General features: G+C 64.4%; 12 protein-coding genes. 4 read left to right on the top strand and 8 right to left on the bottom strand.

Annotation, left to right across the window (positions count from 1 at the left end):
• Positions 1-49 precede the first annotated feature (49 nt).
• Genes SO156_RS19380 through SO156_RS19370 form a run of 3 tightly spaced genes read right to left on the bottom strand, consistent with a single transcriptional unit; the run spans position 50 to position 2,574 of the window.
• Positions 50-964, bottom strand: a complete 915-nt coding sequence (locus SO156_RS19380) for an SDR family NAD(P)-dependent oxidoreductase (RefSeq protein WP_498535914.1) — start codon at positions 962-964, stop codon at positions 50-52.
• Between the two features lie 53 nt (positions 965-1,017).
• Complete coding sequence (locus SO156_RS19375; protein ID WP_498535913.1) at positions 1,018-2,157, bottom strand: thiolase C-terminal domain-containing protein; 1,140 nt, start codon at positions 2,155-2,157, stop codon at positions 1,018-1,020.
• Positions 2,158-2,160: 3 nt separating this feature from the next.
• Entirely contained in the window at positions 2,161-2,574 is a 414-nt protein-coding gene (locus tag SO156_RS19370; RefSeq protein ID WP_458147595.1) for a Zn-ribbon domain-containing OB-fold protein, read from the bottom strand.
• Positions 2,575-2,775: 201 nt separating this feature from the next.
• On the opposite strand from SO156_RS19370, the gene SO156_RS19365 reads away from it, so the two are divergent.
• The 4 genes from SO156_RS19365 (at position 2,776) to alkB (ending at position 6,364) form a co-directional block, all read left to right on the top strand.
• Positions 2,776-4,128, top strand: a complete 1,353-nt coding sequence (locus SO156_RS19365; protein WP_458147594.1) for an amidase — start codon at positions 2,776-2,778, stop codon at positions 4,126-4,128.
• A complete protein-coding gene (locus SO156_RS19360; RefSeq protein WP_458147593.1) occupies positions 4,121-4,807 on the top strand; it encodes a DUF2848 domain-containing protein in 687 nt (228 codons plus the stop codon). Before SO156_RS19365 ends, SO156_RS19360 begins: the two co-directional genes overlap by 8 nt.
• A gap of 147 nt (positions 4,808-4,954) precedes the next feature.
• Positions 4,955-5,701, top strand: coding sequence for a 2OG-Fe(II) oxygenase (locus tag SO156_RS19355; RefSeq protein ID WP_458147611.1), 747 nt, complete (start codon positions 4,955-4,957; stop codon positions 5,699-5,701).
• A 9-nt stretch (positions 5,702-5,710) separates the two neighbouring features.
• Complete coding sequence (gene alkB / locus SO156_RS19350; protein WP_458147592.1) at positions 5,711-6,364, top strand: DNA oxidative demethylase AlkB; 654 nt, start codon at positions 5,711-5,713, stop codon at positions 6,362-6,364.
• 89 nt (positions 6,365-6,453) lie between these two features.
• On the opposite strand, the gene SO156_RS19345 is transcribed toward alkB, so the two are convergent.
• The 5 genes from SO156_RS19345 to SO156_RS19325 all read right to left on the bottom strand — a co-directional run bounded on the left by SO156_RS19345 (position 6,454) and on the right by SO156_RS19325 (position 11,991).
• Positions 6,454-8,079 carry a thiamine pyrophosphate-dependent enzyme gene (locus tag SO156_RS19345; protein ID WP_498535912.1) on the bottom strand — a complete coding sequence of 542 codons (1,626 nt, stop codon included), beginning with the start codon at positions 8,077-8,079 and terminating at the stop codon, positions 6,454-6,456.
• A 21-nt stretch (positions 8,080-8,100) separates the two neighbouring features.
• Positions 8,101-8,970 (bottom strand): fumarylacetoacetate hydrolase family protein, encoded by an 870-nt coding sequence (locus tag SO156_RS19340; RefSeq protein ID WP_498535911.1) that lies wholly within the window; start codon positions 8,968-8,970, stop codon positions 8,101-8,103.
• A 3-nt stretch (positions 8,971-8,973) separates the two neighbouring features.
• Positions 8,974-9,957, bottom strand: a complete 984-nt coding sequence (gene hpaD, locus SO156_RS19335; protein WP_458147589.1) for a 3,4-dihydroxyphenylacetate 2,3-dioxygenase — start codon at positions 9,955-9,957, stop codon at positions 8,974-8,976.
• A 104-nt stretch (positions 9,958-10,061) separates the two neighbouring features.
• Positions 10,062-11,600, bottom strand: coding sequence for a 5-carboxymethyl-2-hydroxymuconate semialdehyde dehydrogenase (hpaE, locus tag SO156_RS19330; RefSeq protein WP_498535910.1), 1,539 nt, complete (start codon positions 11,598-11,600; stop codon positions 10,062-10,064).
• Positions 11,593-11,991: a 5-carboxymethyl-2-hydroxymuconate Delta-isomerase gene (locus SO156_RS19325; RefSeq protein ID WP_498535909.1), complete on the bottom strand. Its 399-nt coding sequence runs from the start codon at positions 11,989-11,991 to the stop codon at positions 11,593-11,595. The genes hpaE and SO156_RS19325 overlap by 8 nt, the downstream gene beginning before the upstream one ends.
• Positions 11,992-12,009: the final 18 nt, after the last annotated feature.

The raw sequence follows: 12,009 nt of genomic DNA, 5'->3' as shown, positions 1-12,009 counted from the left end.
ATTCCGGGTTCGGCTCTGCGAGCCGCCCCGGAATGACGACGATGCGGCGCTACACCGGATCCCACGTAAAGATATCCGCCGAGCGATCGAGCTTGTAAAACGAGCCCTTCAGTGCCGGCATCGCATGCTCCGCAATCGACTGCGGCGTCCAGCCGTCGCTGCTCTGCACCGATCGGATCGGACGTGACTGGCTCATCAGGAAGATCTCGTTCATGCGCACTGCAAAGATCTGCCCGGTGACGTCCTTGGCGGCGTCGCTGAGGAGATAGGCGGCGACCGGCGCGATCAGCTCCGGGCCCATCTTCTGAATTTTCGCTACGCGCGCCTTCTCGGCTTCGGTCTCGGTCGGGATGGTGCCGATCATGCGGCTCCAGGCGAACGGCGAGACGCAGTTCGAGCGCACGTTGAAGCGGTTCATGTCGAGTGCGATGGATTTCGACAGGCCGACGATACCGAGTTTCGCTGCGGCATAGTTGGCCTGGCCAAAATTGCCGATCAGGCCCGATGTCGAGGTGAAGTGCACGAAGGAGCCGCTCTCCTGCTCGCGGAACAGCCGTGCCGCGGCGTGGGAGACGTAAAACGAGCCCATCAGGTGCACCTTGATGACGGCCTCGAAGGCTTCCACGCTCATGCGGTGGAAGATCATGTCGCGCAAAATACCGGCATTGTTGACGACGCCGTCGAGTCGGCCGAAATGATCGGTCGCGCTCTTGACGATCTTGCTTGCAGGAATGGCTTCGGCAACGCTCTCGAAATTGGCAACCGCCGTGCCACCGCGCTTCTTGATCTCCTCGACCACCTCCTCGGCGGGCGCGGCGCTGGAGCCCGAGCCATCCGACGCGCCGCCGGGGTCGTTGACGACGACCTTGGCGCCTTCGGCCGCGCACAGCAACGCGATCTCCCGCCCAATACCGCGCCCTGCGCCGGTGACGACGATGACCTTGTCCTGCAGTGATTTCGTCATGTGAATGCCTCCTGTTGTACGTCGTTCTCGTATGGCTCGCGCTGCGCAGCGCGTTATCTCTCGTTCGTGAACACGATCGTGCCGCTTGCCGCGAACATGCCGCCGACGCCGTGGCACACCGAGATCTTTGCGTTGGGCACCTGCGCCGGCGCGATGCCGCGCATCTGGCGCACGCTCTCCTGCAGCGCGTACATGCCGTACATCCCCGAATGCATGTAGGAGAGGCCGCCGCCATTGGTGTTCAGCGGCAGCTTGCCGCCCGGCCTCGTGTTGCCGTCGGCAATGAAACTGCCAGTTTCCTCATAGGGCATGAAGCCGAGATCGCCGAGGCCGAACAGCGGCAGATGCGCGAACGCGTCATAGATCATGAGATGATCGACGTCCTTGTGTGCGATGCCGGCCTCCTTGAAGGCGAGGGGGCCCGCGACCTTGAAGGCGCGCGAGGAGTTGAATGTCTCCATCTGGCTGACCATCGGCGTCTCCACGCTCTCGCCAGTGCCCATGATGTAGACCGGCCTCCTCGGAAAATCCTTGGCGCGATCGGCCGAGGTCAGGATCAGCGCGCCGCCGCCGTCGGTGACGAGGCAGCACTGCAGCAGCCGGAACGGATAGGCGATCATGCGCGAGTCGAGCACGTCGACAACTGTGATCGGCTCCTTCATCATCGCGCGCGGGTTCTTCGCCGCCCATTCCCGCTGCACTACTGCCACCATCGCAAGCTGCTCATGCGTGATGCCGTAGGTCTTCATGAAGCGCAGCACGGGAATCGGGAACATGCTGGGCGGGCCGTAGACGCCGAAGGGGGCCTCGAACTGGCCGTTGAGGCTGTCCGGCGCGGTAAAGCGCGGCTGCTTGCCGATCATCGACTTGCCGCTCTCGGCATGGGTGATTAGCACCGTGTTGCACAGACCGGCCTCGATCGCTGCCGCGGCATGACGGACATGCAGCATGAACGAGCACCCGCCGACCGAGGTACCGTCGACCCAGGTCGGCTTGATGCCGAGATAATGGCAGACCTGCTGCGGCGTCTCGACGGCCGTGGCAAAACCGTCGATGTCGGACAACTTCAGCCCGGCATCCGCGATGGCATTGAGCGCCGCATCCGCATGAAGCTGGAGCTGCGACATGGTGGGGATGACGCCGAGCTCGGTGGTTTCGGCCGCACCCACGACGGCGACCTGGTTCCTGCGCATGGCCTATCCCTTCGCCGGACGGAACACGGGGAGGGTGATGGCGTCATCGAGCTTCTGGAAGGCGACCTCGAGCTTCATGTCGAGCTCGAGCGCTTCCGGCGTCTGCGGACAGTCGATGATGTTGCTCATCATCCGCGGTCCCTCCGCAAGCTCGACCACCGCGATCGCGTAAGGTGGCGTGAAGCCCGGTGCAGCGGGGCGGTGATTGATCACGTAGCTGTAGAGAAAACCGTTGCCGCTGGCCTTGAAGATGCTCACCTTGCGGGAGGCGCAGGAGGGGCAGAACGGACGCGGCGGGAAATAGACATGCGCGCAGGCATCGCAGCGTTGCAGGCGCAACTCGCCCGCTTTCGTGCCGTCCCAGAAATGCTGCGTTTCCGGCGTCGGTTTCGGTCGCGCGCGCTGCGGTTCGGCCATTGCGGCAGATCCTCCCAAGTAAGTTCTCCCAAGACGCAGGCTTGACGCCCGCTCGTTTCGAGCTTGATGCGACAATTGACTATTGGCCGTCAACGGTCCAGCGATGTGCGCGCATGGTAAGCATACCGTAGCGCGCACAATGCTTGTGTCGAACCGAACCAGCGCGATAGATTGCGCGTGCCAATATTCCGTGAGACAGACATGCCGAACTTTCCGACACTGGCGAAGCTTGCCGAAGACCTCGAGAGCGGCCGCACAACCTCCCGAAAGCTGGTTGAAGAATGCCTCGCCAGGATCGCCGATCCGGCCGGTGAGGGCCGACGCGCATATGTCGATGTCGACAGGCAGGCCGCGTTGACTGCGGCAGATGCGATGGATGGCTTGCGCGAGGTCAATGCCGCGCCATCGCGCTATGCCGGCATTCCGATCTCGATCAAGGATCTCTTCGACATCAAGGGCCAGGTGACGCGCGCCGGCTCCCGCGCGCTGGATGACTCGCCTATGGCGGAGCACGACGCGGCGGCCGTGGCGCGGCTGCGCCGCGCCGGCTTCGTGGTGATGGGCCGGACCAACATGACCGAGTTCGCCTATTCCGGCATCGGCATCAATCCGCATTTCGGCACGCCGAAGGGTGCCTGGAACCGGGCCGAGGGCCACGTGCCCGGCGGCTCGTCCTCGGGTGCGGCGGTGTCCGTGCTGGACGGAATGGCGCATGCTGCACTCGGCACCGATACCGGCGGCTCCTGCCGGATACCGGCGGCCTATAACGGCATCGTCGGGTACAAGCCGACGCAACGTCGCGTGCCGCTCGATGGCTCAGTGCCGCTGTCATTCTCGCTCGACAGCATCGGACCGCTGGCGCGAACGGTCAATTGCTGCGCCGTGCTCGACGCCGTGCTAGCGGACGAGCCGATCGATCCGCTCAGGCCGCCGCGCCCGGTGAAGGGCATGCGGCTTGCAGTGCCGACCACCGTTGCGCTCGACGACCTCGATACGGCCGTGGCGCAGACCTTCGAGCGGGCGCTGGAAGCGCTCGCCAGTCACGGTGCCACCATCGAGCGCATCGAGATGTCGGAATTCCACGACATCGGCCCGATGAACGCCAAGGGCGGCTTTGCGGCGGCGGAAAGCTTCGCCTGGCACCGCTATCTCATCACGGCCAAGGGCGACGTCTATGATCCCCGCGTCGCGGTGCGGATCATGCGCGGCGAGGCGCAGAGCGCGGCCGACTACATCGATCTTCTCAATGAGCGTCGCTCGCTGATCGCGCGGGTCAATGCACGGATCGCGCCCTATGACGCGCTGGTGCTGCCGACCACCGCCAACACGCCGCCGAAGATCGCCGACCTCACCGACGACAAGGCGTTCACCGCGGCGAACCTGCGTGCTTTGCGCAACTGCACCTTGATCAACATGATCGATGGTTGCGCCATCTCGCTGCCTGCCCATCGCGAGGGCGAGGTTCCCGTCGGCCTGATGCTGGCGGGCGCGGGCGGATCGGACCATCGCATTTTCGAGCTTGCTGCCGGCATGGAGGCCGTGATCCGTGTTTGACCTGACCTTCACCGTCGATGCCCAGGACACGACAACGCCGCTGACGCTCGCGATCGACCGGGCCGTCATCGCCGGCTGGACCGGCCGCGATCCCGTCGCGCGCGACAAGCATATCGCGGAGCTCGAGGCTGTCGGCATCGCGCGGCCGGCATCGACGCCGATCTATTACCGCGTCTCGGCGCGGCGGCTGACGATGGAAGACAGTATCGAATGTTGCGGCGGCGAGTCCTCCGGCGAGGTCGAGTTCGTACTGATCGGCTGGCAGGGCCGCATTTTCGTGGGCTGCGGCTCTGATCATACCGACCGCAAGGTCGAGGCCTACAGCGTCACCGTCTCGAAGCAGATGTGCGACAAGGTCGTCGCGCCCGTGTTGTGGGAACTCGAGGACGTAATCGGCCATTGGGACAAGATGGTCCTGCGCTCCTACGCCTGGATCGACGGCGAGCGCGTGCTCTACCAGGAGGGCACGCTGGATGCGATGCTGCCGATCGACGAGCTGATCGCGCGCTGCTTCGACGACAAGAAGCTGCCCGACGGCTGCGCCATGTTCGGCGGCACCTTTGCGGCGAAGGGCGGCATCCGCCCCGCTGACCGCTTTGAGTTCGAGCTGGAGGACCCCGTGCTCAAGCGCACGATCCGGCACGGGTATGACGTGATCACGCTGCCGGTGCTGGGTTGATGCCTCTCCATCGTCATTGCGAGGAGCAATAGCGACGAAGCAATCCAGACTGCTTCCGCGACTCTGGATTGCGGGCTTCGCCCCGATGATGGTGAGCAATCGGAAATCGGGTGGCGACGTGAGCGCCAGGCTGCGAGAATGAGTGCTATGACAGCGACCGCACGAAAACCCACACAGCCTTCTTCTCCCGCCCTTGCCGCTCGCGTCGATTCCCTCGACTGGCCCCAGATCACCGGCGAGCTCGACGCCCAGGGCAGCGCGGTCCTGAAAGGCCTGCTCACGTCCGGCGAATGCCGCGACATCGCCTCGCTCTATCCCAACGACGCACACTTCCGCAGCCGCATCGTGATGGGCCGCCATGGTTTCGGTCGCGGCGAGTACAAGTATTTCTCCTATCCGCTCCCCGACCTGATCGCGGAATTGCGCCCGGCGCTCTACGCACATTTACACGGCGTGGCCAATCGCTGGAACGAGGCGATGGGGATCGATATCCGCTATCCCGCGGCTCATTCGGCGTTCCTCAAGCGCTGTCACGAGGCGGGCCAGGGCAGGTCGACGCCGCTGCTGCTGCAATACGAGGCCGGTGACTACAACTGCCTGCATCAGGATCTCTATGGCGAGCACGTGTTCCCGATCCAGGTTGCGATCCTCCTATCCGAGCCGGGGCGGGATTTCACCGGCGGCGAGTTCGTGCTGACCGAGCAGCGTCCGCGCATGCAGTCGCGTGCCGAGGTCGTGCCGCTCTCCCAGGGCGATGCGGTAGCTTTCGCCGTGCATCATCGCCCGGTGCAGGGGACGCGCGGCACCTATCGCGTTAATCTGCGCCACGGAGTCAGCCGGATCCGATCCGGACAACGCCATACGCTGGGTGTGATATTTCATGATGCGAAGTGAGCGCAGTCGTTGACGGCGGATTTGTTCGACAGCCTCGCCGAGGCGCAGCCGTCGCGCGAAGACATCGCGGACGGAGCCGTGCTGCTGCGTAGATTTGCAGGGCCGATCGAGCACGAGCTGATCGCGGCCGTCAGCGCGATCACGGTGCAATCGTCATTTCGGCAGATGACGACGCCCGGCGGTTACCAGATGTCGGTGGCGATGACGAATTGCGGCGAGCGCGGCTGGATCACCGATCACACCGGCTATCGCTATGATCCGATCGATCCGCTGACCGGAAAGCCTTGGCCAGCGATGCCGCCGATATTCCAAGACCTGGCGCGGCGGGCGGCCGAGAACGGAGGTTTTCCCGGCTTCGCGCCCGATGCGTGCCTCGTCAATCGCTACGAGCCGGGCACACGACTGTCGCTGCATCAGGACAAGGACGAGCTGGATTTATCGGCACCGATCGTGTCGGTCTCGCTTGGCCTTCCCGCGATCTTCCTGTTCGGCGGCATGGCGCGCAGCGACAAGCCGCGCCGTTTTCGACTCGTGCATGGCGATGTTGTGGTATGGGGTGGGACGAGCCGGCTCGCCTACCACGGCGTCGCGCCGCTCGCCGACGGCGAGCATGCGCTGCTCGGTCGCCAACGGATCAACCTGACCTTCCGCAAGACGCGCTGACGCCGCTCGTCATTCCGGGGCGATGCGAAGCATCGAACGCGGAATCTCGAGGTTCCGGGTTCGGCTCTGCGAGCCGCCCCGGAACGATATCAGGGCTTCGGCGGATGAATGAACGCCCACGGGCTCACTTCGGAATCCCGCGGCACCTCGATCGACAGCAGATACGGCCCACCATTGTCGAGTGCCTTCTCCAATGCGGCCTTGAAATGATCCGGTGAGGTTACACGCGCGGCCGCGACGCCAAAGGACTCCGCGAGCTTGACGAAATCCGGATTGACGAGATCGGAGGCCACCACGCGGCCGTCAAATCGCTCGCGCTGATCGCGCCGCACGTTGCCATAGGCATTGTTGTTGAACACCAGCGTCACCACGCCGATGTTGAACTGCACGGCGGTGGCAAGCTCCTGCACGCCGAACATGAAGCCGCCGTCGCCGGTGATCGCGACGACCGGCTTGTCGGGATTGGCGACTTTGGCGCCGAGCGCAGTGGGGAAGCCGGAGCCGAGCGTGCCCTGATAGCCCGAGGTGATGAAGGTACGCGGCTCGTAGATCGGAAAGCCGTACCAGGAGGCGAAGCCGACCTGCGACAATTCGTCGGTGACGATCGCGTTCGCCGGCAGCACCTCGCGCAGGATGTTGAGATAGGCCATCTGCGGCTGGATGCGCTGGATCTCCGCTTGCGCCGAGGCGGTGGCTTCGCGGATCGCGGCGCGGCGGCCGCTGGTCTTGCTGTAGCCCGACTTGCGCACGGCCTCTGCAAGACCGGCGCTCGCGGCCTTGGCATCGGCAATGACCGCCGTGTCGGAGGAGAAACGACGCATCTCGATGGGATCGATGTCGATCCGGATGCTCTTCAATCCGTCCGGACGATAAGGCCAGCGCGACATGGTGGGCAATTCGAGCCGCGTGCCGATGCCGATCATGAGATCAGTGTTCGGCCACAGCTTGTAGGCGGCCGCCATGGTGAGCCCAAGGTCGTGCGCGTTGGAGACGATGCCGCGACCGCTTCGGAAGGCGACAACGGGGGCGTCGATCATCTCGGCAAGTTCGAGGATTTCTTCGCGCGCATCGATCGCGCCGCTGCCGACGAAGATCATCGGTGCCTTCGCGGCCTTGATCAGGCCAGCGGCTTGCTTCACTGCGTCGGGGTCGGGCTGTGGTGCCGGCAAAGGCGCGAGCACCTGCGCAGCCGCCGTGTCGGCGCGCTGCGTGAAGATGTCCCAGGGCATCTCGACCGAGGCGGGACCGCGACGTCCCGACAGCATCTCCTGGAATGCGCGTGCGACGACCGTCGGCGCGTTGGCCGGCGCTTCGATCCTGTCAGCCCATTTCACATAGCTGCGCAGGGTCGCGAGTTGATCCGGCATTTCGTGCAGATGCCCTCGGCCCTTGCCGAGGAATGCCGTTGGCACCTGGCCTGTGACGCACAGCACCGGCTCGTTGCAGCCAAAGGCGGTCAAAAGCGCAGCGCTCGCATTGAGCACGCCAGGGCCGGGCACCACGCTGAACACGCCCGGCCTGCCGCTGGCGCGCGCATAGCCGAACGCCATGTAACCGCAGGCCTGCTCGTGCCGCGCGCCGATCACCTTGAGCTGTGCCTGGTGGAAGGCGTCGAACAGTCCGTAGACCTGCGCGCCCGGCAGGCCGAACACGGTGTCGACCCCATGGGCGACAAGGCCGCTTACGATCGCTTCGCCGCCGGTGAGGGTGGTCATGGTTGTCTTCCAATCCAGATGTCAGGCTTCGTCGACGACGCCGTTGCGCAACAGGCCGATGCCTTCGGCTTCGACTTCGACGACATCACCAGGCTTGAGATAGCGCGGCGGATCAAAGCGCGCGCCGGCGCCGGTCGGCGTTCCCGTGACGATGATGTCGCCGGGAACGAGCGTCGCAAAGGTCGAGATGTAGTTGATGAGGTAGCGGAAGGGAAAGATCAGCCGGCCGGTCGAGTCGTCCTGCCGGAGCTCGCCGTTGACGCGTGTGGTCAACCGTACGTCCACGAGCTGCGACTCCTGCACATAGGGCACGAGCCACGGACCCAAGCTGCCGCTGGAATCGAAATTCTTGCCTTGCGTGACATTGAACTTGGCGTGCCGCAGCCAGTCGCGCACCGAGCCTTCGTTGCAGAGTGTGAGGCCCGCGATGTGGTCGAGCGCAGCGCTTTCCGGAATGTGCCGGCCGGCCTTGCCGATCACGAGCACGATCTCGCCTTCATAGTCGAGCTGCGCGGATGCGCGCGGGCGCACCAGCGGTGTCTCGTGGCCGACGAAGGAGCGGGGCGAACGCATGAACATGCTCGGATATTTTGGCGCCTCCTGGCCGTCCTTGTACTCGGCGTTGCGGTCGGGATAGTTGACACCGATGCAGATGATCTTTTCCGGCGCAGGCACGGGCGGCAGCCAGGTGATGTCGGCGATCGCATGATCCGGCCTACGGCCGGCAGCGTCTTCTGCAAAGTTCAGCAGCTTGCCGGCTGCGATCACCTCGCGCAGCGTCGGATAGTCCTTGGCGTGGCGCGCGGAGAGGTCGAAGAGGCCGCCGTCCACGACGGCACCATATTTGGTTGCACCCTTGACGGAATAGGTCGCAATACGAGGGAGCGTCATCACTCAGTCCGCCACCAGCACGTCGGCCACGAATTTCGGCTCGCGCACGGCCTGTCCCGTGAACGGCGAGCCCTGCTCGAACCATGAGCGTGGGGCTGGCGCGCCCCACAGCGTCTGCCGGCGGGGATCGCGCAGCGACCAGCGCAGCGGCTCATGATCGTGATCGCCTGTAAAGTAGTCGCTGGTGTAGAGCTCGAGGCGATGGCCGTCGGGATCGCGAACGTAAAGGAAGAACGCGTTCGAGATGCCGTGGCGTCCGGGACCGCGCTCGATGTTCTTCACGAAGCCCTGGGAGGCCATGACGTCGCAGAGATGGATGATGTTCATCGCGGTCGGCGTCCAGTAGGCGAAATGATGCAGGCGCGGGCCCTTGCCGTTGGTGATGGCAAAGTCGTGGACGTTGCCCTTGCGATGCATCCAGGCGGCGGCGATGCGGCCGTTCGGCCCGTCCTCCTCGGCATATTCGGTGAGACGGAAGCCGAGCCGCGCGTAGAAATCGACCGTGTCCTGCACTTCGGCCGCGAAGACGTTGAAATGGTCGAGCCGCTGCGGATGGCACCCCCGGTAAAGATCGTAGCGGCGCAAGAGATGCGGCCGCTTCTCCATCGATGCGTAGAGCTCGATCTGGAATCCGAAGGGATCGGTGAATTGCAGCGTGCGGCCCTGGAAGGGCTGGTCGACGAACGCGTGCTTGAGGCCGTTCTCAGTGAGGAACGCAGTCGCGTTGTCGAGATCCTTCTCGTTGCCGACCTTGAAGCCGAGGCGGTTGCACGCCGGCACGGCGGCCTTGCGCAGCACCAGCGAATGATGCTGATGCTCTTCCACGCCGCGCAGGTACACGACGTTGTCGTCGGAATCCTCGACATGCAATCCGACGGTGGTCTCGTAAAATTCGCGGCTGAGCTTCAGATCAGTCACGTCGAGCACGGCATGGCTCGAGCGGATGATGTTGAAGGGCGGCTCGAAGACGTGTTGCGGTGCGGGCATTGCGTTTCCCCTCAGATTGTCATTCCGGGGCGGCTCGAAGAGCCGAACCCGGAATCTAGAGGTTCCGGGTTCGCGCTGCGCGCCGCACCGGAACGACGGTTGTTCTAGATCCCCAGTTTCTGAATCTTGTGCGTGCCCCGCGCGAGCGAGACGTGCTTGGTTTCCATGTAGAAATCGAACGAATAATCGCCGCCGTCGCGGCCGATGCCTGAGGCCTTCATGCCGCCGAATGGCGTCGGCAAATGGCGGACGTTTTCCGAGTTCAACCAGATCATGCCGGCTTCGAGCGCGTCCGCGACGCGTAGCGCGCGTCCCATGTCGTTGGTCCAGACATAGCCGGTGAGGCCGTAACGGATGTCGTTGGCGATCTCGATCGCGTCGGTCTCGTCGCGGAAGGGGAGCACGGTGAGGAACGGCCCGAACACCTCTTCCTGCGCCACGCGCATCTTGGAATGCGCACCGGTGACCAGCGTCGGCTGAACGTAGTGTCCGCCGCCGGGGCCGTCATGCGCCTTGCCACCGGCGGCAATGACCGCGCCGTCCTCGCGGGCGATGTCGAAATAAGAACAGACCTTGGCGAGATGCCGCTCGTGGATCAGCGGCCCGATCTCGGTAGCAGGATCGAGGGGATGGCCGACCCTTAGTGCCTTCACGCGCGCCGTGAGCTTTTCGACGAATTTTTCGGCGATGCTCGCCTGGATCAAAAGCCGGCTGGAAGAAGTGCAGCGCTCGCCGTTGAGCGAGTAGATCATGAACACGACCGCATCGAGCGCGCGGTCGAGATCCGCATCGTCGAACACGATCACCGGATTTTTGCCGCCGAGTTCGAAATGCACGCGCTTCAGGGTCGGCGCGCCCTGTTTCATGATCGCCGAGCCCGTCGCGCTCTCGCCAACGAAGCCGATCGCCTTGATCGCGGGATGCTCGGTCAGCGTCTTGCCGGCCTCTTCGCCGAAGCCGTGCACGGTGTTGAGCACGCCATCGGGGATACCGGCCTGCTTGGCGAGCTTGGCGAGCAGATCGGCGGTGACCGGCGACCACTCGGCCGGCTTGTGCACGACCGTGCAGCCCGCCGCCAACGCAGGCGCAATCTTCCAGGTCGAGAGCATGAACGGCGTGTTCCACGGCGTGATCACGCCGACGGGGCCGATCGGCACGCGCGTCGAGACGTTCCAGTGCTCCTCGCTCGGCGTGTTCAGGCCGTCTCGCGTCTCGGCGCATTTGTCGGCGAAGAAGCGAAAATTCTCGGCGGCGCGGATCGCGGCCTTGGCCATGAAGCGATAGGCCTGGCCCGTATCGATGCATTCAAGCACGGCGATGTCGTCGGCATTGTCCTCGATCGCATCAGCCACCCGATGAAGCAGCTTGCGCCGCATCGCAGGTCCCACGTCGCGCCAGGACTTGAAGGCAGTCGCGGCGGCGGTCGCGGCACGGTCGATATCCTCGGCATTGCCGCGGGCGACGCTTGCGAGCGTGGTGCCATCGACCGGCGACTTTGTCTCGAAGGTCTCGCCAGAGATCGAGGCGACGGTCTTGCCGTCGATCATGTGGCCGATGCCGTCGGCACGCAATTTCTTCAGCAGCGGCGCGACGCGCTCGCGGTTGGCCTGGAAGACGTCGGCTTTCGGCGCGGGCTTATCCATGGGCGGCCTCTGCTTTCAGGGCATCGTGGATGTTGTTGCGTTTCCAGCTCGTTTCCTTGTCGTTGATCTGCATGTCGAACGACAGGGCGAATTTCGAGCTTGCGAAGACGGGATCGAGATGTCTGGAGAGCGCCTGGAAGACGTGCTCGCCGGCTGTCTTGCGAGTGGCGAGATCGCGACCTTCGCCAATGCGCAGCACCATGTCGAGAAAGGCAAGGTCCTTGCTTCCGTCGGCGATCGCGTAATGCTCGCACTTGATCGCGCGGACGCGGATGCCGCCGAGCGGGAAGATGCCGGTCTCCACCGCCGCCTTGCGCACGATCTCGCACAGCGCGCCCATGTCGACGCGGTCATCGAGATTGGCCGAATACTCGATGGTGAAATGCGGCATGGCGGTTTCACTCCCTGT

It is taken from the genome of Bradyrhizobium sp. UFLA05-125, from assembly GCF_059803515.1.
This window is presented reverse-complemented; position numbering and strand designations above follow the sequence as displayed.